General features: G+C 71.3%; 21 protein-coding genes and 1 pseudogene. 11 read left to right on the forward strand and 11 right to left on the reverse strand.

Annotated features, from left to right (window positions below; translation table 11 throughout):
- The first annotated feature begins 38 nt into the window (after positions 1 to 38).
- The 4 genes from ACFY4A_RS01075 to ACFY4A_RS01090 all read left to right on the forward strand — a co-directional run bounded on the left by ACFY4A_RS01075 (position 39) and on the right by ACFY4A_RS01090 (position 2315).
- The gene (locus ACFY4A_RS01075; protein WP_390827299.1) at positions 39 to 485 is read left to right on the forward strand and encodes a protein phosphatase; all 447 of its coding nucleotides are present in this window, start codon (positions 39 to 41) and stop codon (positions 483 to 485) included.
- A gap of 66 nt (positions 486 to 551) precedes the next feature.
- Positions 552 to 683, forward strand: a complete 132-nt coding sequence (locus ACFY4A_RS01080; RefSeq protein WP_390827300.1) for a hypothetical protein — start codon at positions 552 to 554, stop codon at positions 681 to 683.
- Positions 680 to 1426, forward strand: coding sequence for a DNA repair protein RecO (recO, locus tag ACFY4A_RS01085; protein ID WP_390827301.1), 747 nt, complete (start codon positions 680 to 682; stop codon positions 1424 to 1426). Before ACFY4A_RS01080 ends, recO begins: the two co-directional genes overlap by 4 nt.
- 55 nt (positions 1427 to 1481) lie before the next feature.
- Positions 1482 to 2315 carry an isoprenyl transferase gene (locus ACFY4A_RS01090; protein ID WP_390827302.1) on the forward strand — a complete coding sequence of 278 codons (834 nt, stop codon included), beginning with the start codon at positions 1482 to 1484 and terminating at the stop codon, positions 2313 to 2315.
- A 134-nt stretch (positions 2316 to 2449) separates the two neighbouring features.
- Here the strand turns inward: ACFY4A_RS01090 and ACFY4A_RS01095 are convergent, their stop codons facing one another.
- The 4 genes from ACFY4A_RS01095 to ACFY4A_RS01110 are packed head-to-tail and all read right to left on the reverse strand — an operon-like array spanning position 2450 to position 5643.
- Positions 2450 to 2869, reverse strand: coding sequence for a Fur family transcriptional regulator (locus ACFY4A_RS01095; RefSeq protein ID WP_390827303.1), 420 nt, complete (start codon positions 2867 to 2869; stop codon positions 2450 to 2452).
- 58 nt (positions 2870 to 2927) lie between these two features.
- On the reverse strand, positions 2928 to 3830 hold the full coding sequence (locus ACFY4A_RS01100; RefSeq protein ID WP_390827304.1) for a metal ABC transporter permease: 903 nt from the start codon (positions 3828 to 3830) through the stop codon (positions 2928 to 2930).
- Entirely contained in the window at positions 3830 to 4666 is an 837-nt protein-coding gene (locus ACFY4A_RS01105) for a metal ABC transporter ATP-binding protein (protein WP_390827305.1), read from the reverse strand. Before ACFY4A_RS01105 ends, ACFY4A_RS01100 begins: the two co-directional genes overlap by 1 nt.
- Before the next feature lie 17 nt (positions 4667 to 4683).
- The gene (locus ACFY4A_RS01110) at positions 4684 to 5643 is read right to left on the reverse strand and encodes a metal ABC transporter substrate-binding protein (protein ID WP_390827306.1); all 960 of its coding nucleotides are present in this window, start codon (positions 5641 to 5643) and stop codon (positions 4684 to 4686) included.
- A gap of 174 nt (positions 5644 to 5817) precedes the next feature.
- Between ACFY4A_RS01110 and ACFY4A_RS01115 the strand changes: the two genes are divergently transcribed.
- On the forward strand, positions 5818 to 7200 hold the full coding sequence (locus ACFY4A_RS01115) for a glycine--tRNA ligase (protein WP_390827307.1): 1383 nt from the start codon (positions 5818 to 5820) through the stop codon (positions 7198 to 7200).
- 77 nt (positions 7201 to 7277) lie between these two features.
- Here ACFY4A_RS01115 and ACFY4A_RS01120 read toward each other — a convergent pair.
- Positions 7278 to 7435: pseudogene (locus ACFY4A_RS01120) on the reverse strand (chitinase); the annotation flags it as partial.
- Between the two features lie 110 nt (positions 7436 to 7545).
- Between ACFY4A_RS01120 and ACFY4A_RS01125 the strand changes: the two are divergent.
- Both ACFY4A_RS01125 and ACFY4A_RS01130 read left to right on the forward strand, forming a co-directional pair.
- On the forward strand, positions 7546 to 8550 hold the full coding sequence (locus ACFY4A_RS01125) for an aldo/keto reductase (protein WP_390827308.1): 1005 nt from the start codon (positions 7546 to 7548) through the stop codon (positions 8548 to 8550).
- A gap of 26 nt (positions 8551 to 8576) precedes the next feature.
- Positions 8577 to 9167, forward strand: coding sequence for a TetR family transcriptional regulator (locus tag ACFY4A_RS01130; protein ID WP_390827309.1), 591 nt, complete (start codon positions 8577 to 8579; stop codon positions 9165 to 9167).
- Between the two features lie 17 nt (positions 9168 to 9184).
- Here ACFY4A_RS01130 and ACFY4A_RS01135 read toward each other — a convergent pair whose 3' ends face one another.
- Together ACFY4A_RS01135 and ACFY4A_RS01140 are read right to left on the reverse strand one after the other, a co-directional pair.
- Positions 9185 to 9598 carry a hypothetical protein gene (locus ACFY4A_RS01135; RefSeq protein ID WP_390827310.1) on the reverse strand — a complete coding sequence of 138 codons (414 nt, stop codon included), beginning with the start codon at positions 9596 to 9598 and terminating at the stop codon, positions 9185 to 9187.
- A gap of 222 nt (positions 9599 to 9820) precedes the next feature.
- A complete protein-coding gene (locus tag ACFY4A_RS01140) occupies positions 9821 to 11359 on the reverse strand; it encodes an MFS transporter (protein ID WP_390827311.1) in 1539 nt (512 codons plus the stop codon).
- A gap of 81 nt (positions 11360 to 11440) precedes the next feature.
- Between ACFY4A_RS01140 and dusB the strand changes: the two genes are divergently transcribed.
- Positions 11441 to 12607, forward strand: coding sequence for a tRNA dihydrouridine synthase DusB (gene dusB / locus ACFY4A_RS01145; protein WP_390827312.1), 1167 nt, complete (start codon positions 11441 to 11443; stop codon positions 12605 to 12607).
- A gap of 27 nt (positions 12608 to 12634) precedes the next feature.
- Here the strand turns inward: dusB and ACFY4A_RS01150 are convergent, their stop codons facing one another.
- The gene (locus ACFY4A_RS01150) at positions 12635 to 14326 is read right to left on the reverse strand and encodes a CDP-alcohol phosphatidyltransferase (protein ID WP_390827620.1); all 1692 of its coding nucleotides are present in this window, start codon (positions 14324 to 14326) and stop codon (positions 12635 to 12637) included.
- Positions 14327 to 15878: 1552 nt separating this feature from the next.
- Between ACFY4A_RS01150 and ppdK the strand changes: the two genes are divergently transcribed.
- The 3 genes from ppdK to ACFY4A_RS01165 all read left to right on the forward strand — a co-directional run bounded on the left by ppdK (position 15879) and on the right by ACFY4A_RS01165 (position 20606).
- Positions 15879 to 18626, forward strand: a complete 2748-nt coding sequence (gene ppdK, locus ACFY4A_RS01155) for a pyruvate, phosphate dikinase (protein WP_390827313.1) — start codon at positions 15879 to 15881, stop codon at positions 18624 to 18626.
- Between the two features lie 162 nt (positions 18627 to 18788).
- Entirely contained in the window at positions 18789 to 19715 is a 927-nt protein-coding gene (locus ACFY4A_RS01160; protein ID WP_390827314.1) for an oxidoreductase, read from the forward strand.
- 108 nt (positions 19716 to 19823) lie between these two features.
- Positions 19824 to 20606 (forward strand): sulfite exporter TauE/SafE family protein, encoded by a 783-nt coding sequence (locus ACFY4A_RS01165; protein WP_390827315.1) that lies wholly within the window; start codon positions 19824 to 19826, stop codon positions 20604 to 20606.
- A 20-nt stretch (positions 20607 to 20626) separates the two neighbouring features.
- Here ACFY4A_RS01165 and ACFY4A_RS01170 read toward each other — a convergent pair whose 3' ends face one another.
- The 3 genes from ACFY4A_RS01170 to ACFY4A_RS01180 all read right to left on the reverse strand — a co-directional run bounded on the left by ACFY4A_RS01170 (position 20627) and on the right by ACFY4A_RS01180 (position 24121).
- Complete coding sequence (locus tag ACFY4A_RS01170; protein ID WP_390827316.1) at positions 20627 to 21244, reverse strand: class F sortase; 618 nt, start codon at positions 21242 to 21244, stop codon at positions 20627 to 20629.
- Between the two features lie 169 nt (positions 21245 to 21413).
- Positions 21414 to 21947 (reverse strand): hypothetical protein, encoded by a 534-nt coding sequence (locus ACFY4A_RS01175; protein WP_390827317.1) that lies wholly within the window; start codon positions 21945 to 21947, stop codon positions 21414 to 21416.
- 530 nt (positions 21948 to 22477) lie between these two features.
- Positions 22478 to 24121, reverse strand: a complete 1644-nt coding sequence (locus ACFY4A_RS01180) for a M4 family metallopeptidase (protein ID WP_390827318.1) — start codon at positions 24119 to 24121, stop codon at positions 22478 to 22480.
- Between the last annotated feature and the right edge of the window lie 9 nt (positions 24122 to 24130).

Consider the following 24130-nt stretch of genomic DNA (forward strand, 5'->3'; position numbering starts at 1 on the left):
CGCCGTGGCGGCACACGTCGAAGGGGGGCGCCACGCCCATGAACGACAAGCGCGAGGACCCGCCGTGGGACGAGCGTGCCCCGGGTGTGCTCCGGCTGCCGTCCGGGCTGCTGGTGCGGGGCAGGGGCCTGAGCCGCCCTCTCGACCCGTCGGCGCAGCCGCCCTCGTACGGCGTCTACCTCCTCGGCAGGCGGCCCCCGGACCTTCCCTGGGAGTCCCACTGGCTGCGGTGGCCCGACTTCCGCCTCCCGGCGGACCGCGCCGCCGCCCGCGTGGTCCTCACCGAGGCCTGGCAGCGTGCCGCCGGCGAGCGCGTCGAGTTCGCCTGCGACGGCGGCCGCGGTCGCACCGGCACGGCCCTGGCCTGCCTGGCGGTGCTCGACGGCGTACCGGCGAACGAGGCCGTCGCCTACGTCAGGACCCACTACGACCGGCACGCGGTGGAGACGCCGTGGCAGAAGCGCTACGTACGGCGGTTCGGATGACCGAGCCGGACGCCGCGGGGCCCCTCCGGGGCTCCGGCGGTGTTGCGGTGAGGGCAGAATGGGCTCATGAGTCTGTTCCGCGACGACGGCATCGTGCTGCGCGCCCAGAAGCCGGGTGAGGCGGAACGGATCATGCTGTGCCCTCCCGGGGGACAACCCCCGGGCCCCCGGCCGGACGGCCGCGGAGGTGTGCGATGAGTCTCTTCCGGGATGATGGCATCGTCCTGCGCACCCAGAAGCTCGGGGAAGCCGACCGCATCATCACCTTGCTCACCCGCGGGCACGGGCGGGTGCGTGCCGTGGCGCGGGGGGTGCGGCGGACGAAGTCGAAGTTCGGGGCCCGGCTCGAGCCGTTCTCGCACGTGGACGTGCAGTTCTTCGCCCGGGGCGGTGAGCTGGTGGGCCGGGGGCTGCCGCTGTGCACGCAGAGCGAGACCATCGCCCCCTACGGCGGCGGGATCGTGACCGACTACGCCCGCTACACCGCCGGGACGGCCATGCTGGAGACCGCCGAGCGGTTCACCGACCACGAGGGCGAGCCGGCCGTCCAGCAGTACCTGCTGCTGGTGGGCGCCCTGCGCACCCTCGCCCGGGGCGAGCACGCCCCGCACCTCGTGCTCGACGCCTTCCTGCTGCGGTCGCTGGCCGTCAACGGCTACGCGCCCAGCTTCGGAGACTGCGCCCGGTGCGGGATGCCCGGCCCGAACCGCTTCTTCTCGGTGGCCTCCGGCGGCTCGGTCTGCGCCGACTGCCGGGTGCCCGGCAGCGTCGTACCCTCGCCGCAGACGCTCGCGCTGCTCGGCGCGCTGCTCACGGGGGACTGGGCGACCGCCGACGCGTGCGAGCCGCGGTACGTCAGGGAGGGCAGCGGGCTGGTCTCCGCCTACCTGCACTGGCACCTGGAGCGCGGGCTGCGCTCACTTCGGTACGTGGAAAAGTAGTACGCCGACCAAGTAGTACGTCAGTACGTCCGAAAGCAAGGGAGACGAGAAGCACATGGCCGTACGCGGGATCCTGGGGCGCCGGCGCCCGGAGTACAGGGCGCCCGAGCCGCATCCGTCCGGCGCCCGCGCGCCGAAGCTCCCCGGCGAGCTGGTCCCCGAGCACGTGGCGATCGTCATGGACGGGAACGGCCGCTGGGCCAAGGAGCGCGGGCTGCCCCGCACCGAGGGGCACAAGGTCGGCGCCGAGCGGGTGCTGGACGTGTTGCAGGGCGCGATCGAGATCGGCGTCGGCAACATCTCCCTGTACGCCTTCTCCACCGAGAACTGGAAGCGTTCGCCGGACGAGGTGCGCTTCCTGATGAACTTCAACCGCGACTTCATCCGCAGGACCCGCGATCAGCTCGACGAACTCGGCATCCGGGTGCGCTGGGTGGGCCGTATGCCCAAGCTGTGGAAGTCGGTCGCCAAGGAGCTCCAGGTCGCCCAGGAGCAGACCAAGGACAACGATCGGCTCACGCTGTACTTCTGCATGAACTACGGCGGCCGGGCCGAACTCGCGGACGCGGCCAAGGCGCTCGCGGAGGACGTCAGGGCGGGCCGGCTCGACCCGGCCAAGGTCACCGAGAAGACCGTCCAGAAGTACCTGTACTACCCGGACATGCCGGACGTCGACCTGTTCCTGCGCCCGAGCGGTGAGCAGCGCACGTCCAACTACCTGCTCTGGCAGAGCGCGTACGCCGAGATGGTCTTCCAGGACGTGCTGTGGCCCGACTTCGACCGCCGCGACCTGTGGCGGGCCTGCATCGACTTCGCCTCCCGCGACCGCCGCTTCGGCGGCGCGATCCCGAACGAGGAACTCCTCGCCATGGAGGGCGACGGCAGGTGACTCAGCCCGTTTGAGGGTGCCCCCTGCTCGTAGAGCTTGGGGGAGATTGAGGACGAGGCCGTTCAGGCCGAAGCGGGGGTCTGGGGGTGGCAGCCCCCGGGGCAGGCCATCCCAGACCACCGCACAGGACCGGCTCAGCCGCCGGAGGCCGCCGCGCACTCCGCGCAGGTGCCGAAGATCTCCACCGTGTGGGCGACGTTGACGTAGCCGTGCTCCGCGGCGACCGCCTCCGCCCACTTCTCCACCATCGGCCCCTCGACCTCGACCGCCTTGCCGCAGACGCGGCAGACGAGGTGGTGGTGGTGTTCGCCGGTGGAACAGCGGCGGTAGACCGACTCGCCGTCGGAGGTGCGCAGGACGTCGACCTCGCCCGCGTCGGCGAGGGACTGAAGGGTGCGGTAGACCGTCGTCAGGCCCACCGAGTCGCCCCTGTGCTTGAGCATGTCGTGGAGCTCCTGCGCGCTGCGGAACTCGTCGACCTCGTCGAGGGCCGCCGCGACAGCGGCACGCTGCCGGGTGGCGCGGCCCTTCACGGGCGGTCCAGCGGTGGTCACCGGTCGGCCTCCTCACGTCTCGCCTGCGGGCCATTGTGCCAGCCCGGGCCGGGCGCGGTCAGGCGCCGGCCCCGCCGCCGGCCGCCCTGGTGGCCGGAATCGCGCACTCCGCAGGGTCCCCGGCGGGCCGCGCCGCGGCGAGCGCCCGCGCGCGTCGCCGGGCCAGCGGCGTGGCCAGCGCGGTGAGCGCGATGAACGCCGCGATGGTGAGCAGCACGATCGTCGCGCCGGGCGGCACGTCCTGGTAGTACGACGTGACCGTGCCGCCGATCGTCACGCTCACCCCGATGGCGACGGCGATCGCGAAGGTCGCGGCGAAGCTGCGGCTGAGCTGCTGGGCGGCGGCCACCGGGACCACCATCAGCGCGCTGACCAGCAGCAGCCCGACCACGCGCATCGCGACCGTCACCGTCACCGCCGCCGTGACCGCCGTGAGCAGGTTCAGGGCGCGCACCGGCAGCCCGGTCACCCGTGCGAACTCCTCGTCCTGGCTGACCGCGAACAGCTGGCGGCGCAGGCCCAGGGTGACCAGCACGACGAAGGCGGCCAGCAGGCAGATCGCGGTGACGTCGGACTGCGAGACCGTGGAGAGCGAGCCGAACAGGTACGACGTCAGGTTGGCGTTGGAGCCGCCGGGGGCGAGGTTGATGAACATGACGCCGCCCGCCATGCCGCCGTAGAAGAGCATCGCGAGGGCGATGTCGCCGCGGGTGCGGCCGTACCAGCGGATCAGCTCCATGAGGACCGCGCCCAGGACGGAGACGGCCGTCGCCATCCACACCGGGGAGGTGGACAGCAGGAAGCCCAGGCCGACGCCGGTCATGGCCACGTGGCCGATGCCGTCGCCCATCAGGGCCTGGCGGCGCTGCACGAGGTAGATGCCGACGGCGGGGGCGGTGATGCCGACCAGGACGGCGGCGAGCAGGGCCCGCTGCATGAAGGCGTAGTTCAACAGGTCCATCAGCTCAGCAGTCCCGTGCGGATCGGAGCGGCGCCCGAGGCGTCGTGGGGATCGAGGCAGTGGTGCGAAGCACCTCCACCAAGGGCGGTGGTGGGCGACGGGTGGGCGTGGTCGTGGCCGGGCAGGGCGTGCTGGCCCACGGCCTTCGGCGGCGGTCCGTCGTGCAGGACGCAGCCGTCGCGCAGCACCACCGCCCGGTCGATCAGCGGCTCCAGCGGGCCCAGCTCGTGCAGCACGAGCAGCACCGTCGCACCGGCCGCCACCTGCTCCCCTAGCGTGCTCGCCAGCACCTCCTGGCTGGCCAGGTCGACACCGGCCATCGGCTCGTCCATGATCAACAGCTCGGGTCCGGCGGCGAGCGCGCGGGCGATCAGCACGCGCTGGTGCTGACCGCCGGAGAGGGCGTTCACCGAGTCCTTCGCGCGGTCCGCCATACCGACCAGTTCCAGGGCGCGCCGTACGGCCGCGTGGTCGGCCTTGCGGAAGACGCCGAAGCGGGTGCGGGAGAGCCGGCCCGAGGAGACGATCTCGGTGACCGTCGCCGGGACGCCGCTCGCGGCGGTCGTGCGCTGCGGTACGTAGCCGACGCGCGCCCAGTCGCGGAAGCGGTGCCGTGGGGTGCCGAACAGTTCGATCTCACCGGCGCTCACCGGCACCTGGCCGATGACGCTGCGCACGGCCGTCGACTTGCCGGAGCCGTTGGCGCCGAGCAGCGCGACGACCTCGCCCCGGCGCACGGTGAGGTCGATGCCGCGCAGGACGGGGCGCGAGCCCAGGTCGGCGCGCACACCGCGCAGGGTTATGACGGGTTCGGCGGGTTCGCTCCTGACGTCCATGACGCCCTCCGTCGCGCTCACTTGGCGCCCAGGGCTTTCTGCAGCGCCTCGAGGTTGGCTTCCATGACCTGGAAGTAGTCGGTGCCACGGGACTTGTCGGTGATGCCCTCGAGGGGGTCGAGGACGTCGGTCTTCAGGTGCGCGTCCCGGGCGAGGGTCTTCGCGGTCTTGTCGCTGACCAGAGTCTCGTAGAAGACGGTCGTGACCCCGTCGGCCTTCGCCGTCTCCTGGAGGTCCTTCACCCGGGCCGCGCTGGGCTCGGACTCCGGGTCGAGGCCGTTGATGGCCTCCTGGGTCAGGCCGTAGCGCTCGGCGAGGTAGCCGAACGCGGCGTGGGTGGTGATGAAGACCTTGTTCCTGGTGTTCTTCAGGCCGGTCTCGTACCGGGTGTTGAGCTCGCCGAGCTGCTCGACCAGGGCGGCGGTGTTCTTGCGGTAGTCGGCCGCGTGGTCCGGGTCGCCCTTCTCGAAGGCCTTGCCGACGCCCTCGGCGATCTGCGCGTAGCGCACCGGGTCGAGCCAGACGTGCGGGTCCTTGCCGCCGTGCTCCTCGTCGTGGTGGGCGTCGTGCTCCTCGGCGTGGCCGCCGGTCCCGGTGCCGTGCTCCTCCAGCGTGGTCAGGGACGTGGCGTCGATCTTCGTCCTGATCCCGGACTGGGCGACGGCCTCGTCGACGTTGGGCTGGAGGCCCTTGAGGTAGAGCACCGCGTCGGACTCCTCGAGCTGCGCGGTCTGCTTGGCGCTGATCTCCAGGTCGTGCGGCTCCTGGCCGGGCTGGGTGAGACTGGTGACGTGCACGTGGCTCCCGCCGATCCGCTCGGCGAGGAAGGCCATCGGGTAGAAGGACGCGACGACGTCGTACTTCCCGTCGCTGTCGCCGGCCGCGCCGGCGGAGGAGCAGGCGGCCAGCGTTCCGAGACCGAGAGCGGTGACCGTCAGGGCCGTGGAGCCGGATATGAGGCGTCGTCGTACGTTCATGACAGTCATTTTCAACGAAGATGGAAACCGTTGTCAACAAGCCTCGTGGCAGACCCCGAAAAGGGCCCTTACCCGGCACCGATTTGGTCGAGGGGGAGCCACCGCCGGTACCCTGAAGCATTCGCTCGTGAAGCGTCTCGCTTCGTCGCCCGTCGTCGTAATGAAGAGAGCACCGTGGCCGCCGACAAGATCGACACCATCGTCAGCCTGAGCAAGCGCCGTGGCTTCGTATTCCCCTGCAGTGAGATCTACGGCGGCCAGCGTGCCGCCTGGGACTACGGGCCCCTGGGTGTCGAGCTCAAGGAGAACCTCAAGCGCCAGTGGTGGCGCTACATGGTGACGTCCCGCGAGGACGTGGTCGGCATCGACTCGTCCGTGATCCTGGCGCCCGAGGTCTGGGTCGCCTCCGGTCACGTCGCCACCTTCACGGACCCGCTGACGGAGTGCACCTCCTGCCACAAGCGGTTCCGCGCCGACCACCTCGAGGAGGCCTACGAGGAGAAGAAGGGCCGCGCCCCGGAGAACGGCCTCGCGGACATCAACTGTCCCAACTGCGGCAACAAGGGCCAGTTCACCGAGCCCAAGCAGTTCTCGGGCCTGCTCTCCACCCACCTCGGCCCCACCCAGGACTCCGGCTCCGTCGCCTACCTGCGTCCGGAGACCGCCCAGGGCATCTTCACCAACTTCGCCCAGGTGCAGACCACCTCGCGCCGCAAGCCGCCGTTCGGCATCGCCCAGATGGGCAAGTCGTTCCGCAACGAGATCACGCCGGGCAACTTCATCTTCCGCACCCGCGAGTTCGAGCAGATGGAGATGGAGTTCTTCGTCAAGCCGGGCGAGGACGAGAAGTGGCACGAGTACTGGATGGAGCAGCGCTGGAACTGGTACACGGGCCTTGGCCTGCGTGAGGAGAACATGCGCTGGTACGAGCACCCGAAGGAGAAGCTCTCCCACTACTCCAAGCGCACCGCCGACATCGAGTACCGCTTCCACTTCGGCGGCAGCGAGTGGGGTGAGCTGGAGGGTGTCGCCAACCGCACCGACTACGACCTCTCCTCCCACGCCAAGGCCTCCGGCCAGGACCTGTCCTACTTCGACCAGGAGGCCGGCGAGCGCTGGACGCCGTACGTCATCGAGCCGGCGGCCGGAGTCGGCCGGGCGATGCTCGCCTTCCTGCTCGACGCCTACGTCGAGGACGAGGCGCCCAACGCCAAGGGCAAGATGGAGAAGCGCACGGTGCTGCGCCTGGACCACCGCCTCGCCCCGGTGAAGGTCGCGGTGCTGCCCCTCTCGCGGAACCCGGAGCTGTCGCCCAAGGCCAAGGGCCTGGCCCAGACCCTGCGCCAGAACTGGAGCATCGAGTTCGACGACGCCGGCGCCATCGGCCGCCGCTACCGCCGCCAGGACGAGATCGGAACGCCGTACTGCGTCACGGTCGACTTCGACACCCTCGAGGACAACGCGGTCACCGTCCGCGAGCGCGACAGCATGAAGCAGGAGCGCGTCTCCCTCGACCAGATCGAGGGCTACCTGGCCGGCCGCCTCGTCGGCTGCTGACCCGGTAACCCGGCAGTACCTCAGCGCCGGACGGCCGCCGAGACCTCACTCGGCGGCCGTCCGGCGTTCGTCGTTCCTCAACGGCCTTGCAGAGCCAACACGTTGTCGCCCAAGGTCCGGTTCTTCGACCCGGCCCAGTCGATCGACCAGGTCATCAGGCCCTTCAGGCTCGTCCCGTAGTGGCGCCGGGCCCGGGAGACCAGTGCGGCGCCATGTGGCCGCCGCCCGCACCGGCCGGTCGCATGACAGATAACAGCTGACAGATATTGAAATCTGTCAGCTGTCATGTCAGGTTGGTTACGGGTACCCGTTCAACCTCGCCCTCCGAGTCCCCAAGGAGCCCTCATGGACACCCGTCACCTCGGAACCACCGGCCCCCGCGTCTCCGCCCTCGGCCTCGGCTGCATGGGCATGTCCGCGCTGTACGGCGAGGCGGACCGGACCGAGTCCATCGCCACCGTGCACGCCGCCCTCGAAGCGGGCGTGACCCTGCTCGACACCGGCGACTTCTACGCCATGGGCCACAACGAGATGCTGGTCGGGGAGGCCCTGCGCACCGCCCCCGCGGCCCGGCGCGAACAGGCCCTGCTCAGCGTGAAGTTCGGAGCCCTGCGCGACCCGGACGGCAACTGGGCCGGCTACGACGGCCGTCCGGCCGCCGTGAAGAACTTCGCCGCCTACTCGCTGCAGCGCCTCGGCGTCGACCACATCGACGTCTACCGGATCGCCCGGGTCGACCCGGACGTGCCGATCGAGGAGACGGTCGGCGCCATCGCGGAACTCGTAGAGAAGGGACACGTCCGGCACATCGGCCTCAGCGAGGTCGGTGCCGACACGATCCGCCGGGCCGCCGCCACCGCGCCGATCTCGGACATCCAGATCGAGTACTCACTCGTCACGCGTGGCGTCGAGGACCGGATCCTGCCCACCACCCGCGAACTCGGCATCGCCATCACGGCCTACGGGGTGCTCTCGCGCGGACTGATCTCCGGGCACTTCGCCCGCGACCGCAAGCTCGCCGCGAACGACTTCCGGGCCCATTCGCCCCGCTTCCAGGGCGAGAACCTCCAGCACAACCTGAACCTCGTCGAGGCCCTGCGCAAGGTCGCCGAGGGCAAGGGCGTCACGGTCGCGCAGACCGCCATCGCCTGGGTGCTCTCCCGCGGCGAGGACATCGTCCCGCTGATCGGCGCCCGCACCCGGGAGCGGCTGGCGGAGGCACTGGGCGCGACCGCCGTCACGCTGGACGAGGCCGACCTGACGGCCATCGAGGAGGCCGTCCCGGCGGACGCGGCCGCGGGCGCGCGCTACCCCGAGGCGCAGATGGCCCATCTGGACAGCGAACGCTGACCCGGGCGCCGGGTACGGTCTAGGGCATGTCAGCCACCACCGAGATCCTGACCGCCGAGCGCATCCTCGAGGCGACCGAGGAGGTGCTGCGCCGCCACGGGCCGGCCAAGGCCACCGTGGTGGACGTGGCCCGCGCGCTCGGTGTCAGTCACGGCAGCGTCTACCGGCACTTCCGTACCAAGGCGGCGCTGCGCGAGGCGGTGACCAAGCGGTGGCTGGACCGCACGTCCGACGCCCTCGCCGGCATCGCCGCCGAGCACCGGGACCCGGAGGCCCGGCTGCGCGACTGGCTGCGGGGGCTGTTCGAGGCCAAGCGCCACAAGGCGGGCGACGACCCCGAGCTGTTCGCCACGTACTCGGTGCTCACCGGGGAGAACGGCGTGGCGGTCGGCGAGCACATCGCCGACCTGACCGGCCAGCTGACCCGGATCGTCCGGGACGGCGTCACGGCCGGTGCCTTCACGGCCGCCGACCCGGCCGTCACGGCCCGGGCCCTGTTTCATGCCACCGGCCGCTTCCACGACCCGAGTCATGCCCGGGAGTGGAAGCGGCCGGCGATCGAGGAGGAGTTCGAGGCGGTGCTCGAACTGGTGCTGGGCGGGCTACGAGCCCGTTAGCACCGTCATCTCCTGGGTCAGGTCACGTTCACGGTGACCGTCTTGGAGTGCGTGTTGCCGTGCACCACTCGCAGTTCCTGCTTGCCCTTGACCGCGAGCTTCGTGGACACCGTGTAGGTGTCGCCCTTCTTGACCGCGGTGGTCGCGCGCAGCGTGGTCCACTTGCCGTTGCTCAGGTGCTGGACGGTCAGCTTGGTGCCGACCGCCAGGTTCGCGGTGCGCCCGGTGAGCGTCACGCTCTGCCCGGCCTTGACCGAGGAGTGGTCTGCCCTGACCGTGATCGACGCTGCCTTGGTCGGCATGTGCGTCCGAGTGGGCATCGGGCTCGGACTGGTCACGGCGACGGCTGCGGCAGATCCGGCCGACACCAGCGCGGCGGACAGGGCGCCCGCGGCGACTCCACGGGCACAGCGGCGGAGTGTGAGATGCATGGTGGTCTCCCGTTGGTGGTTCCCCCCTGCGTCGCGCGTGCCCCGCAGGGCTCATCGCGCCCCTCCAGACTTGCCTCTGATCGCCCGCGCGGCACCTCGGGAGGAGTAACGCGGGGCTGTGGGCGAGCGGCGCTTTGATGAGAAGCCGCAGCTCAGCCGCCATGATCTCGCTTACTTTTTTCTTACCAAGCGTCCTGGCGGCGCCCCGCTCCCGACCGGCTCTCACCCCTCGGAAGCGTTCGTGCACGCACCGTGAGCATTCCCCGGGACCTCCTCGGCGCGGGCCACCGGACTCCCTCCCGCGCGGTCCGGCGTCTCAGGCCGGATGCCCGCTGCCTCTCGCACCTCGTGCTCCTGGAGCCGCTCGGCCGTGCGCTCGGCGGTCCCCCTGGCCCACCGGCCGCTGGTGACCGTGCCCAGTGCCAGCACCGCGACGCCGCACACCACCAGCACCCACCATCCGGGCCGGGCCGCCGGGACGAACGCGTCCCGGTAGGGCGAGGAGCCGACCCCGGCGGCCAGCAGCGCGCCGACCACCGCGACCCCGAGGGTCTGCCCGAGCTGGCGGCTGGTGGAGGCGACCGCGGCGGCGACCCCGGCCTGGGCGCGCGGCATCCCCGAGACGGCCGTGTTGGTGATCGGCGCGTTGACGAAGCCGAAGCCGATGCCGAACAGGACGTACCCGATGACGAGCGTGAGGTCGGAGGTCTCCGCCTCGAACGCGGCGAACAGCACCGAGCTCACCGTCATGGCGGTGCCGGCGACCAGCAGGGGAAGCCGCGGCCCCCGGGTGCCGACCAACCGCCCGGACAGCGGCGCGCACAGGAAGGTCGGTGCCGCCATCGGCAGCATCCACAGGCCGGCGTGCAGGGCGTCCAGGCCGCGCACGTTCTGCAGGTAGAGCGTGGACAGGAACAGGAAGCCGCCGAGAGCCGCGAACGCGCTGATCGCGATGACGGTGGCCCCGCTGAACGGCGCCGAGCGGAAGAAGCGCAGGTCGATGAGGGGTTCGATGCGGCGCGGCTCGTACCACAGCAGGCCGAGCAGGGCCGCGAGCGCGACGACGGCGAAGGGCAGGATCGTGGCGAGGCCGGAGACCGGGGCCTCGATGATCGCGTACGTCAGGGCGCCGAACAGGGCGATGACCAGGATCTGGCCGACCGGGTCGGGCCGGCGGGCCTTCGGCGCGCGGGACTCGGGGACGAAGCGCGCGGTGAGCAGCAGCGCGGCCAGGGCCACCGGCAGGTTGACCCAGAAGATCGAGCGCCAGCCGACCGACTCCACCAGCAGACCGCCGGCGAGCGGGCCGGCGGCCATGGATATGCCGACCACCGCGCCCCAGGCCCCGATGGCGCGGGCGCGCTCGCGCGGGTCGGTGAAGGTGTTGGTGATGATCGACATGGCGACCGGGTTGAGCATCGAGCCGCCGACCGCCTGCACCATGCGGAACACGACCAGCAGTTCCAGGTCCGGCGCGAGGGAGCACAGCAGCGAGCCGATGCCGAAGACGACCAGTCCCGCCATGAAGACGCGCTTGCGGCCGATGCGGTCGGCCGTGGAACCGGCGAGCATCAGCAGCGAGGCGAGCACCAGCGTGTACGCGTCGATGGTCCACTGAAGGCCGGAGGTGCTCGCGTGCAACTCGCGTTGCATCGAGGGCAGAGCGACGTTCAGAACGGTGTTGTCCAGGCTCACGATCAGCAGGCTCATGCAGCAGATCGCCAGGACCAGGAGCCGTCGTCGGTGGCTGAGCTCGGGCATGCGTTCCATGGTACGGGATTTCAATAGTGCGGTTAACTAATGACTGCTACATGATCCGTGCCGATACGCGACAATGAGGGAATGCCCATGCCCGAGTCCCCCCTCCAGATCGGCCCGCACACCGTCCGGCCACCCGTGGTGCTGGCCCCCATGGCCGGTATCACCAACGCGCCCTTCCGCACCCTGTGCCGGGAGTTCAGCCAGGGCAAGGGCCTTTACGTCAGCGAGATGATCACGACCCGGGCGCTGGTCGAGCGCAACGACAAGACCATGCAGCTCATCAGGTTCGACGCGAGCGAGCGCCCGCGCTCGATCCAGCTGTACGGTGTGGACCCGGCCACGGTCGGCAAGGCCGTCCGCATGATCGCGGAGGAGGACCTCGCCGACCACATCGACCTCAACTTCGGCTGCCCGGTGCCCAAGGTGACCCGCAAGGGCGGCGGCTCGGCCCTCCCCTACAAGCGCAACCTGCTGCGGGCGATCCTGCGCGAGGCGGTCAGCGGGGCCGGCGACCTGCCGGTCACCATGAAGATGCGCAAGGGCGTCGACGACGACCACCTCACCTACCTCGACGCCGGAAGGATCGCCGTCGAGGAGGGCGTGACGGCCGTCGCGCTGCACGGCCGCACGGCCGCCCAGCACTACGGCGGCACGGCGGACTGGGACGCCATCGCGCGCCTGAAGGAGCACGTGCCCGAGATCCCGGTGCTCGGCAACGGCGACATCTGGTCGGCCGAGGACGCGCTGCGGATGGTGCGGGAGACCGGCTGCGACGGTGTGGTCGTGGGCCGCGGCTGCCTGGGCCGGCCGTGGCTGTTCGCCGACCTGGTGGCGGCCTTCGAGGGACGTACGGACGCCCGTGCCGGAGGCACCGGTGGACGCTTCGTACGGCCCACCCTGCGCGAAGTGGCCGACGTCATGGTCCGGCACGCCACGCTGCTCGGCGAGTGGATCGGCGACGAGTCGCGCGGTGTCGTCGACTTCCGCAAGCACGTCGCCTGGTACCTGAAGGGCTTCGCGGTCGGCTCCGAGATGCGCAAGCGGCTGGCGATCACCTCCTCCCTCGAGGAGCTGCGCGCCGGTCTCGACGAGCTGGACCTCGACCAGCCCTGGCCCGCCGGCGCCGACGGGCCCCGCGGCCGCACCTCCGGCAACAACCGGGTGGTCCTGCCGGACGGCTGGCTGAAGGACCCCTACGACTGCGCAGGCGTCGGCGAGGACGCCGAACTGGACACCTCCGGCGGCTGAGGCGGTCCCGACAGCGCCGGCCGGCCGTCAGCCCTCTGGGTGCGGTGTGGAGCCGTACGCCGTCAGGAAGCGGTCGCGGAAGGAGCTCATCTTCCACACCGGAGCGTCGTGGTCGGGGCGCAGGCCCTCGGTCCAGCCCCAATCGTCGATCTTGTCCAGGACCTCAGGGTCCTTGGCGATGATCGCGCAGGGCACGTCACGGCCGGCATGGTCCCCGCTGACGCGGGCGTTGGGCTGGTGGTCGCCGAGGACCACGAGCACGGTGTCGTCCTTGCCGTAGCGCTCCACCCACTGGGTCAGGGCGGTCACCGAGTACTCGATCGACTTGCCGTACTCCTCGCGGGAGCGGGTGGAGCTGGTGAGGATGTCCGCCGGCTCGTTGCCGGCGGTCTCGATGTCCTTGAAGACCGAGCCGTCACCGAGCCGGTCCCAGCCGACCATCTCCGGCACCGGCGCCCAGGGCTGGTGGCTGGAGGTCAGGATGACGAACGAGGTCAGCGGCTTGTCGCGCTTCCTGCCGTGCTCCAGGCGCTGGAAGGCCTCCAGCGCGTACTGGTCGGGCATCGTCGACCAGCTGAACTTCGGCCCCTCGTAGCCCATCTCGAAGGCGTTGTAGACCTTGTCCAGGCCGTACCACTTCGCCTCCGGCCAGCCCTTCTGCACGCCCGGCATGATGCCGACCGTGTCCCAGGCCCCGGTCTTCCTGAACGCCTCGGTCAGGGTGAGGTGGTCGCCGGAGGTCACCGTGCGGTAGCGGTTCTGGTTGTCGACCCACAGGCCGGACATGAACGTGGAGTGGCCGAGCCAGCTGCCGCCGCCGTACGTCGCCGACGTCAGCCAGCCGCTCCTGGCGTGGAAGCCCGCCTCGGCCAGGGCCCGCGTACTGGCGTCGAGGGTCCTGCCGACGCCCGGCGCCGTGATCGGGTCCTCGATCGCGGTGCGGCCGTAGCTCTCGATGAACGTGAAGATCATGTCCTTACCGCGCAGGTCCGGCACGAGCTCGCCGCCCGGGGTGTCGCCGAACGGGTCCGCCTCCGCCGTCCTCGCGAACTCCCGCTCGTCCCGGATCGTGGAGCGCAGCGCCTGCTCGTGGTACTTGAGCATGACGACCGCGTGCTCGGAGGCCACCGGGACGCCGGAGACCTGGAGGTCCAGGGCCGAGCACGTCATCCACACCACGCCGGCGAGCAGCAGCCCGCGCGTCGAACGGGCCTTGTCGCGGCCCAGGAAGTCGCCGACGCGCACCACCGCGAAGGCCATCACGGCGAGCACCGCCAGGACGAGGAGGACGACTCCCATCGCAGCGAGCAGCGCCGTCGTCCGGCCGAGGGTGTCCCCGAGGTACGACTGGGCGTCGTCCAGCAGCTGCCAGTCGAGGACCAGGTTGAAGCTGCGGCCCAGGTACTCGTTGAACTCGATGTCCGTCAGGTTCAGCACGGTCAGCACGCCGAGCGCCAGCCCGCCGAGCACCGCCACGGCCACCCGCGGCCGGCGCGGCAGCACGAGCAGCACGGCCGCCAGGAGCAGCCCCTCCACCGGCAGCCGCGTGAACGCCGCGACCTGGAACTGCGCCTGCTTGTTCGGCAGCAGAAGCGCGACGGCGACGAGGAGAAGCGCGAGAAGGGTGACCCCGTGGGACAGCCGCCGCGCGGCCACTGGGTGCGCCCCCTTCCACCCACGCCAAGCCCGACGAACGGCCCGGGGCCGTATCGCCCGCAGGGTACGGAGGGGGAGCGGCGAGGAGGCTACGGCTCCGGCTGCCGGGCTTGCGGCAGAGACGGAAGCCCTGGTGGGCTCGGCGGCCGGGGCGGGCACGGTGGTCTCGGGGGGCCTGGTGGCGTGTGTGGCGGTGGTGGTCCTGGGGGGCTTGGTGGCGTGTGTGGCGGCGGTGGTCCTGGGGGGCGCGGTGGCCTGGGTGGGCTTGGTGGGCGTGGTGGTCTCGGGGGGCTGGGCGGCTTTGGTGGGCGTAGTGGCCGTGGTGGGCTCGGCGGCCTGGGTGGGCGCGGTGGCCTGGGTGGGCTGGGCGGCCTGGGTGGGCGTGGTGGTCTTGGGGGTCTCGGTGGATTCGGCGGCCTGGGCCGGCACCGCGCCTTCGTCGGCGGGTGCGGAGGCTTCGGCGTCCTGGGAAGGTGTGGCTTCGTGGCCCGGGGGTGCGGGGGCTCCGGCCGGGGAAGGTGCTGCCTCACCACTCGCCGGCACGGGTGTGCCGGCTTCGGAGGTGGCGGGCTCGCTGTCGGCGGCGGTTTTCGTCTCGTCGGTCTCGAATGCCGCCCGGGGCTCGTCCCCGGCGAGCCCGGTGTCGGCGGGGGTGTCCTCGGTCTCCTTGGCCGTCGCCGACACCGCCTGCGGGGTGTCGTCCACCGAGGGAGCGGTCGGGGCGTAGGTGTCTCCAGTGCGGGTCGTGGTTGTCGTTGCCGGCCTGCGCGCGGCGGGGATGGCCCCGGCGGGCCGGGCCGGCGCGGCAGCGGACGCCTCGGACCCGGGCTCGATGTGCTCCCCCGCGCCCGCCTCCGCGCCTGCGCCCGCCTCCCCCTTCGCGCCCGCCTCCGCGCCTGCGCCCGCCTCCCCCTTCGCGCCCGCCTCCGCGCCTGCGCCCGCCTCCGCGCCTGCGCCCGCCTCCGCGCCTGCGCCCGCCTCCGCCGCCTGCGAAACGGCCGCCTCCGCTCCGCCCCCGTGCGACGCCGGTTCTCCGGCCGAGCCCGATAGTGCACCCGATGACTGGCGTGTATCCGTGTGCTGAGGCACCCGAAGGTCCTTCCCTGCGCGGCGTCGCTGAGGAGGCGGGCCACGCTGGGGCCCGCCGCACTCCTGTACGGCCGGGGCCTCACCCGTGTTCACCGGTGCCGGGCAAACACCGGGCAAACGGAGCCCCGACCGAGGGGCCGGGAGCCGTCCGCATGGTGAAATTCGAGCGCCTGTGGCAGCGTGATTCTCGCCACCCTTGATAAGGGTTGCGCTCAGATGAGCGGATCTTGGGCGGCTGCACTTCTCCAAGGGGTGGCACTCAGTGCCACGCTTTGATCGTTCATCGATCGAAAACAGACGTGTCGAGAGTCGCTCATCTGAGCGACTGGGTGAGTCTGCGAGCGCTGATTCGTTCAAGAAGTGAAAACATCTGCACCCGACGGCTTGCCAAGCCTTGACTTTCGATCCGCTGGCGGACGACTGGTTATGGGCGCATGACCCACAAGTGGACGTACCCATCGGCCTTTGATCTGGGTATGTTCCTCGCCGTCAGGGCAGCCACCGCGTCCTCGAGGAGTCGAGACCCGTGTCGGAAAACAAAGATCTCCAGGTAGCCGATCGCGGCAACAGTGTTGAGGGCGTGAAGTTCGTCTACGACTTCACCGAGGGCAACAAGGACCTCAAGGACCTCCTCGGCGGCAAGGGCGCGAACCTGGCCGAGATGACGAACCTGGGTCTTCCGGTCCCGCCGGGCTTCACGATCACCACCGAGGCCTGCAAGGTCTACCTCGACAGCGGCGAGGAGCCCGCGGCACTGCGTGACGAGGTGAGCGCGCACCTCGACGCGCTCGAGCAGAAGATGGGCAAGAAGCTCGGCCAGGCCGACGACCCCCTGCTGGTCTCCGTCCGCTCCGGCGCCAAGTTCTCCATGCCCGGCATGATGGACACCGTCCTGAACATCGGCCTGTCCGACAAGTCCGTGCAGGGCCTGGCCAAGCAGGCCGGCGACGACCGGTTCGCCTGGGACTCCTACCGCCGCCTCATCCAGATGTTCGGCAAGACCGTCCTCGGCGTCGACGGCGAACTCTTCGAGGACGCCCTCGACAAGGCCAAGGAGAGCAAGAAGGTCACGGTCGACACCGAGCTCGAGGCCGCCGACCTGAAGAAGCTGGTCACCACCTTCAAGAAGATCGTCAAGAAGGAGGCCGGCCGGGACTTCCCGCAGGACCCGCGCGAGCAGATGGACCTCGCCATCAAGGCGGTCTTCGACTCCTGGAACGGTGAGCGCGCCAAGCTCTACCGCCGTCAGGAGCGCATCCCGCACGACCTCGGCACGGCCGTCAACATCTGCTCGATGGTGTTCGGCAACCTCGGCCCCGACTCCGGGACCGGCGTCGCCTTCACCCGCGACCCCGCCTCCGGCCAGCAGGGCGTCTACGGCGACTACCTGCAGAACGCGCAGGGCGAGGACGTGGTCGCGGGCATCCGCAACACCGTCCCGCTCGCGGAGCTGGAGCGGATCGACAAGAAGTCGTACGACCGGCTGATGCAGATCATGGAGACGCTGGAGAACCACTACAAGGATCTCTGCGACATCGAGTTCACCATCGAGCGCGGCCAGCTGTGGATGCTGCAGACCCGCGTCGGCAAGCGCACCGCCGGTGCCGCGTTCCGCATCGCCACCCAGCTCGTGGACCAGGGCCTGATCGACGAGGCCGAGGCCCTGCAGCGGGTCACCGGGGCCCAGCTCGCGCAGCTGATGTTCCCGCGGTTCGACGAGCAGGCCAAGGTCGAGCAGGTCGCCCGCGGCATCGCCGCATCCCCGGGCGCGGCGGTCGGCAAGGCGGTCTTCGACTCGTACACCGCCGTCAAGTGGTCCCGCTCGGGCGAGAAGGTCATCCTGGTCCGCCGCGAGACCAACCCCGACGACCTGGACGGCATGATCGCGGCCGAGGGCATCCTGACCTCCCGCGGTGGCAAGACCTCCCACGCGGCCGTGGTCGCCCGCGGCATGGGCAAGACGTGCGTCTGCGGCGCGGAGGACCTGGAGGTCGACACCAAGCGCCGCCGGATGACGGTCCCCGGCGGGCACGTCGTCGAGGAGGGCGACGTGATCTCCATCGACGGCTCCACGGGCAAGGTGTACCTGGGCGAGGTCCCGGTCGTCCCGTCCCCGGTCGTCGAGTACTTCGAGGGCCGGATGCACCCGGGCGCCGACGACGCGGACGAACTCGTCGAGGCGGTCCACCGGATGATGGCCTTCGCCGACCGCAAGCGCCGCCTGCGGGTGCGCGCCAACGCCGACAACGCCGAGGACGCGCTGCGCGCCCGCCGCTTCGGCGCCCAGGGCATCGGCCTGTGCCGCACCGAACACATGTTCCTCGGTGACCGCCGCGAGCTGGTGGAGCGGCTGATCCTGGCGGACACCCAGGCCGAGCGCGAGGAGTCCCTCAAGCAGCTCCTGCCGCTCCAGAAGCAGGACTTCGTGGAGCTGTTCGAGGCCATGGACGGCCTGCCGGTCACGGTGCGCCTGCTCGACCCGCCGCTGCACGAGTTCCTGCCCGACATCACCGAGCTGTCGGTGCGCGTGGCCCTCGCCGAGTCCCGCCAGGAGCCGCACGAGAACGAGCTGCGCCTGCTGCAGGCCGTGCACCGCCTGCACGAGCAGAACCCGATGCTCGGACTGCGCGGCGTACGCCTCGGGCTGGTCGTGCCCGGCCTGTTCACCATGCAGGTCCGCGCCATCGCCGAGGCCGCCGCCGAGCGCCGGGCCGCCAAGGGGGACCCGCGCGCCGAGATCATGATCCCGCTGGTGGGCACCGTCCAGGAGCTGGAGATCGTCCGCGAGGAGGCCGACCAGGTCATCGCCGAGGTCGAGGCGGCGACCGGCACGCAGCTCAAGCTGGCGATCGGCACGATGATCGAGCTGCCGCGCGCCGCGCTCACCGCGGGCCAGATCGCCGAGGCGGCGGAGTTCTTCTCCTTCGGTACGAACGACCTGACCCAGACGGTGTGGGGCTTCAGCCGCGACGACGTCGAGGCGTCGTTCTTCACCGCCTACCTGGAGAAGGGCATCTTCGGGGTGTCGCCGTTCGAGACGATCGACAGGGACGGCGTCGGCTCCCTGGTGAAGTCCGCCGTCCAGGCCGGCCGAACCACCCGCCCGGATCTCAAGCTCGGCGTCTGCGGCGAGCACGGCGGCGACCCCGAGTCCGTCCACTTCTTCCACGAGGTGGGCCTGGACTACGTCTCCTGCTCCCCCTTCCGCATCCCGGTGGCACGCCTGGAGGCCGGCCGGGCCGCGGTCGAGGCGGAGGGCAGCGACCACCGGTAGAAGACCCCGGAGTCCTCGTCGTGGTCCCCGACCCTCACTACCGATTGCGACGAGGACTCCGGTCCACGGAAGAAGAGGGGCGGCATCCCGTGCGGGGATGCCGCCCCTCTCCTACGTTGGATCACGAGTGCCTGCCGTCCCACTGTCACCGGGGAGCCGTCCATGTCCGGCTGGAACGCACACGACATACCCGATCAGAGCGGCCGTACAGCCGTCGTCACCGGGGCCAACAGCGGGCTCGGTCTCGTCACCGCGCGGGAACTGGCACGCAGGGGCGCCCGGGTGGTGCTGGCGTGCCGGAGCGAGGCGCGGGGGAGCGCGGCGGCCGATCGGGTGACGCGTGAAGTACCGGGAGCGGAGGTCGAGTTCGCGCGGCTGGATCTGGGGGACCTGGGATCCGTGCGGGAGTTCGCGGACGGGTACCCGTATCAGCGGCTCGATCTGCTCGTCGACAACGCCGGGGTGATGGCGCCGCCGTACGGGACGACGACGGACGGGTTCGAGACCCAGCTCGGGGTCAACCACCTGGGGCACTTCGCCCTCACCGGGCTGCTGCTGCCCAGGCTGCTCGACACGCCGGGCGCCCGCGTCGTGACCGTCTCCAGCATGATGCACGCGCTGGCCAACGTCGATCTGCACGACCTCAACAGCGAGCGGCGCTACCGGCGTTGGATCGCCTACGCCCGTTCCAAGACCGCGAATCTGCTCTTCACGCACGAGCTGGCGCGCAGACTCGCGGCCACCGGCTCCGACGTGGTCGCGGCCGCCGCCCACCCCGGATACGCCGCCACCAACCTCCAGACCGCGGGACCCCGGGCGGAGGGCCGCCGGACGGCCGAACGGCTCATGGAGGCCGGCAACCGGGTCCTCGCCCAGCCGGCCGAGGCGGGTGCCCTGCCCACGCTGTACGCGGCCACCGCCCCCGGCGTGCGCCCCGACTCCTTCCACGGCCCGTCCTTCGCCATGTGGCGCGGCGCCCCGGCCCCGTCCTGGCGGGCGCCCTGGACCCTCGACGACAGGGGCGGCCGGCTGCTCTGGGAGGCTTCCGAACGGCTCACCGGAGTGTCGTACGACGCCCTGAAGGACTGAGCCGGCCGCCCCGACCCCGTACGCCGTCACCCGCTCACAAGACCCTCGGACCTCAAAAGAAACTCAGATACGTGGACCGCCCACGCATCCCTGTCTAGGGTCGCGATCATGCCCGACATATCGCTGACCGTGGTCGTCCTCCTGTGCCTCGCCGCGTTCGCGGCCGGGTGGATCGACGCCGTGGTCGGCGGGGGCGGGCTCCTGCTGCTGCCGGCGCTGCTGCTGGGACTGCCGGGCGGCACCCCGGCCGCGGCCGCGCTCGGCACCAACAAGGCGGTCGCCATCGTCGGCACGACCGGCGCGGCCGTGACCTACGTCCGCCGGGCGCCCGTGGACGTCCGCACCGCCGTCCGCATCGGGCTGGCCGCGCTCGCCGGGTCCTCCGCGGGGGCGTTCTTCGCGGCCGGGATGAGCACCGAGGTGCTCAAGCCGGTGATCATGGTGGTGCTGCTCGGGGTGGGAACCTTCGTGATCCTGCGTCCCTCGTTCGGCACCGCCCCGGCGCCCGGTCCGGCCACCCGCCGCCGGATCCTCGCGGCGATCGGTCTCGCGGGTCTCGGTATCGGCTTCTACGACGGCCTGATCGGCCCCGGCACCGGCACGTTCCTCGTCCTGGCGCTGACCGCCGTACTCCACCTGGACCTGGTGACCGCCTCCGCCACCGCAAAGATCGTCAACTGTTGCACCAACGCGGGAGCCCTGGCCACCTTCGCCTGGCAGGGCACGATCCTGTGGCAGCTCGCGGCTCTCCTGGCCGTGTTCAACCTGGCGGGCGGCGCCCTGGGCGCGCACACCGCGCTGAAGAAGGGCAGTGGCTTCGTCCGGATCGTGCTGCTGACGGTGGTGTTCGCCCTGGTGGCGAACATGGCCTACCAGCAGTGGGTGGCCTAGCCGGGGCGTGCGCGGAGGGCTCAGCGGCTGCCGGTCAGGTGGGCGAAGACGACCACGTTGCCCCGGTAGCCGGTGCTCTTCGAGTAGCCGCCGCCGCAGGTGATGACGCGCAGTTCCGGGCGCTCGGCGGCGCCGTAGACCTTCTCGTCGGGGAAGTCCTTCGCCTCGTAGACCTCGATGGCGTCCACGGTGAAGACGGCGACTCCGCCGTCCCGGCGATCGATCTCGATGGTGCTGCCCTTCTTCAGGGCGCCGAGGTTGTAGAAGACGGCGGGTCCCTGGGCGTTGTCGACATGGCCGGCGACGATCGCGGTGCCTTGCTCGCCGGGGGTGGTGCCGGCCTCGTACCAGCCGGCCAGGTTCGTGTTCCCCGCGGGAGGGGCGTCGAGGCTGCCGGACTTCGTCAGACCGAGGCCGGTCAGGGGGGCGTCGATGCGGATGGAGGGGATGCGGACGCGCAGGGGCGGGGACGGCGGCAGCGCGGGGGCGGCGCGCGCTTCCTCACCGGAGTCGAACGCGCCCTCCGCCGCGCCGGGCTGGGGCGGGGCGTGGGTCTCGGCGCCGCTGTGCAGCAGCCACGCGCCGGAGCAGAAGGCGACCACGGTGACGGTCGCTATCGCGGTGTTGCCCATGCGCATACGGACGACCCCTCTCGGAACCCCGCGGGATTCCTGCCGGCCCCCTTTCGGCCCCTCTGGGCGCCCTCCCGGACTCGGTGCCCCGCACCCCCTCCGGGCCGTGAGGGGCATCGCACCCGGAGGGGGAGGGGACATGCGGTACTGGCGGACGGGCAGCGGAGGGTGCCCGTCAGATCCCGTCGCCTCTCGCCCGGCGGTGCAGGAGCCAGGTACCGCCCGCGGCGGCGACGGCGAGAGCCGCCACACCGGCCGCGGTCCGCACGGGGTCGCGGCCCTGCGCGCCGCCGACCCCCGTCTTCACGCTTCCCCGGGGCTCCACTTGCCCCTGGTCGGCCATCAGCGTGACGACCAGGTCGCCCCTGACCTCCTGGTCGCCCTCGGCGCACTGCGCGACGATCTCGTACGTCCCCGGCTGCGCGCTCTCCGGCACCCGGAACCGCCCGACCGCCTCGCCCGCGCGCGAGCCGGGCGCCAGCGTGAAGGGACCCGCGCCGACCGCGCTGGCATCGCCCGCCGCGGACGCCTTCTTGCCGCACCCCGTGGTGTTCACCGTGACCTGACCGCCCGGCTCGACCGAGTACGGATTCACCTCCAGACTGCCGCCGCCCGCGCCGTACGCGGACGCGGCCGGACCGCCCAGGGCGGCCACGGCGAGCAAGGCCCCGGCCATGGCCCTGGCCGGCCGGCGGACGGTACGTCGCATCGGTACTCCTCCGGGCTCGGTGATGGGGCCACGGCCGGCGACACCCGCGGGTGCCGCCGTCGGCCGTGTCCCTGCCCTTTCGAGGTAAGTGGCACCACGCCGCTCCCGCTTGCTGAAGGGCTGTCAGAAATGCGGCGAACGGGTGGCTGGACCATCCGCCCCGCATCGCTCCGCGGTCGACGTTTCGACAGGTCAGAGCCATCCTGCCGACGCGATGCCGGAGACTACCCGGAAGGCCGCCGGGCGCGAGGGTGAACGGGTGAGCACGACCGGCCCCGCAGACGCGCGGCGCGTGCGGGCGTCGGCCATCGCCCCGGACGTGCGTCGGGTCGCCCCGGCCGGGAGGGGCGTGCGTCGGGTCGCCCTGGCCGGGAGGGGCGTGCGTCGGGTCGCCCTGGCCGGGAGGGGCGTGCGTCGGGTCGCCCTGGCCGGGAGGGGCGTGCGTCGGGTCGCCCCGGCCGGGAGGGACGTGCGAGGGCCGCCCCGGCCAGGGAGGCGGGGCGGCCGCTTCGGCCGGGAGGGCGGGGTGGTCAGTTCACGTTGACCGCGCTCCAGGCCGCCGCCACCGCGCTGTACTCGGTGCTGCCGGCGCCGTAGAGGTCCTTGGCGGCGTTCAGGGTCGCCGTCCTCGCGCCCGCGTACTTCGTCGAGGACGTCATGTAGACCGTCAGGGCCCGGTACCAGATCTTGCCGAGCTTGTCGCGGCCGATGCCCGTCACCGAGGAGTTGTTGCAGGTGGGTGAGTCGTAGGCGACGCCGTTGACCGTCCTGGCGCCGCTGCCCTCGGCGAGCAGGTAGGCGAAGTGGTTGGCGACGCCCGAGGAGTAGTGGACGTCGAGGCTGCCCACCGAACTGCTCCAGCAGTCCGCCGAACTGCCGTCCTTGGCGGGCTTGTCCATGTAACGCAGGGCCGACTTGCCGAAGCCGGAGCGGACGATCTTCTCGCCGATCAGGTAGTCACCGGGGTCGGCGGGGTTGTTCGCGTACCACTCCACCAGAGTGCCGAGGATGTCGGAGGTGGCCTCGTTCAGGCCGCCGGACTCGCCCGAGTACGTCAGTGCCGCCGTCTTCGACGTCACGCCGTGGCTCATCTCGTGGCCGGCCACGTCGAGGGCGACCAGCGGGCCGAACGTGGTGCCGTCACCGTCGCCGTACGTCATGCAGAAGCAACTGTCGTCCCAGAAGGCGTTGTTGTAGTTGCTGCCGTAGTGGACGCGGTTGTACGAGCCCTTGCCGTCGCCCGCGATGCCGCTGCGGCCGTGGACGTTCTTGTAGTAGTCCCAGGTCTCGTTGGTGCCGTACTGCGCGTCGACCGCCGCCGTCGCGCGGTCCGCGGTCGCGCCGGTGCCCCAGTGGTTGTCGGCGTCCGTGAAGACCGTGGCGGGGGCGCGCTGGAAGCAGACGCCGAAGAAGCACAGGTCGGTCTTGTTCTCCGCGTCACCCGTGTACGTGTTGCCGCGCGTCGGGTCCTTGAGCTGGTACGTGGAGCCCGAGAGCGTGGTCTCCAGCGGCACCGTGCCGCTGTAGAGCGACTGGCCGTCGCCCGTCGCCGTCTCGATGCTGTCCCAGGCGTCGATCTGCGCGCCCGTGCGGGCGTCGGTCAGCACCGTACGGGCCACCGGGTTGCCGAGCGGGTCCAGCCCGACGGCGTTGGTGCGCCAGGCCAGACGCGGGGTGCCGTGCAGGGCGTCGACGATCAACTCGGGCTTGGCCTTGACCTGTTGCAGCTTCGTGCCCAGGTTCTCCGCGCGCAGCGCGTTCACCGCGAGGTCGGCTGCCTGCGGGGCGGAGAGTTCGGGCGTGGTGCTCGGGAGGGAAACCGTGCCCTTCGAGGCCCGGTTGGCGCCGCGGTAGCTGCCGTCCGGAGCCAGGTGGACGATGAAGTCACCGCCCAGCACGGGAAGTCGGTGGTACGTGCGGTCGTAGCGGACGTGCTGGGTGCCGTTCTTGTCGACGACCACGTCCCGTACGGTGGTGGCCTCGGCGGAGGTGAGGCCCAGTGCCGTGGAGTGGTGCACGAGCGCCGACGCGGCGTTGTGGATCGCGGCGGCCCGGGTGGGTCTGCCCTCCGCGTGCGCGGCGGGGGAGAGGGCGGCGGCCAGCAGGGTGGCGGTGGCGGCGGCCACGCCGGCCGTGGCAAGGCGGGAACCTCGGATGTGCCGTGTCCGACTCATCGGTCTCCT

Origin of the sequence: Streptomyces sp. NPDC001292 (genome assembly GCF_042896465.1) — a bacterium.
GTDB lineage: Bacteria > Actinomycetota > Actinomycetes > Streptomycetales > Streptomycetaceae > Streptomyces.

Bases quoted from the DNA above. Each gene is read 5' to 3' on its own strand.
- ACFY4A_RS01180 (WP_390827318.1), bottom strand. From the start codon at position 24,121: ATGAGTCGGACACGGCACATCCGAGGTTCCCGCCTTGCCACGGCCGGC.
- ACFY4A_RS01160 (WP_390827314.1), top strand. From the start codon at position 18,789: ATGTCCGGCTGGAACGCACACGACATACCCGATCAGAGCGGCCGTACA.
- ACFY4A_RS01105 (WP_390827305.1), bottom strand. From the start codon at position 4,666: ATGGACGTCAGGAGCGAACCCGCCGAACCCGTCATAACCCTGCGCGGT.
- ACFY4A_RS01110 (WP_390827306.1), bottom strand. From the start codon at position 5,643: ATGAACGTACGACGACGCCTCATATCCGGCTCCACGGCCCTGACGGTC.
- ACFY4A_RS01175 (WP_390827317.1), bottom strand. From the start codon at position 21,947: ATGCGACGTACCGTCCGCCGGCCGGCCAGGGCCATGGCCGGGGCCTTG.
- ACFY4A_RS01165 (WP_390827315.1), top strand. From the start codon at position 19,824: ATGCCCGACATATCGCTGACCGTGGTCGTCCTCCTGTGCCTCGCCGCG.
- ACFY4A_RS01170 (WP_390827316.1), bottom strand. From the start codon at position 21,244: ATGCGCATGGGCAACACCGCGATAGCGACCGTCACCGTGGTCGCCTTC.
- ACFY4A_RS01075 (WP_390827299.1), top strand. From the start codon at position 39: ATGAACGACAAGCGCGAGGACCCGCCGTGGGACGAGCGTGCCCCGGGT.
- ACFY4A_RS01135 (WP_390827310.1), bottom strand. From the start codon at position 9,598: ATGCATCTCACACTCCGCCGCTGTGCCCGTGGAGTCGCCGCGGGCGCC.
- ACFY4A_RS01090 (WP_390827302.1), top strand. From the start codon at position 1,482: ATGGCCGTACGCGGGATCCTGGGGCGCCGGCGCCCGGAGTACAGGGCG.
- ACFY4A_RS01130 (WP_390827309.1), top strand. From the start codon at position 8,577: ATGTCAGCCACCACCGAGATCCTGACCGCCGAGCGCATCCTCGAGGCG.
- recO (WP_390827301.1), top strand. From the start codon at position 680: ATGAGTCTCTTCCGGGATGATGGCATCGTCCTGCGCACCCAGAAGCTC.
- ACFY4A_RS01125 (WP_390827308.1), top strand. From the start codon at position 7,546: ATGGACACCCGTCACCTCGGAACCACCGGCCCCCGCGTCTCCGCCCTC.
- ACFY4A_RS01140 (WP_390827311.1), bottom strand. From the start codon at position 11,359: ATGCCCGAGCTCAGCCACCGACGACGGCTCCTGGTCCTGGCGATCTGC.
- ACFY4A_RS01080 (WP_390827300.1), top strand. From the start codon at position 552: ATGAGTCTGTTCCGCGACGACGGCATCGTGCTGCGCGCCCAGAAGCCG.
- dusB (WP_390827312.1), top strand. From the start codon at position 11,441: ATGCCCATGCCCGAGTCCCCCCTCCAGATCGGCCCGCACACCGTCCGG.
- ACFY4A_RS01100 (WP_390827304.1), bottom strand. From the start codon at position 3,830: ATGGACCTGTTGAACTACGCCTTCATGCAGCGGGCCCTGCTCGCCGCC.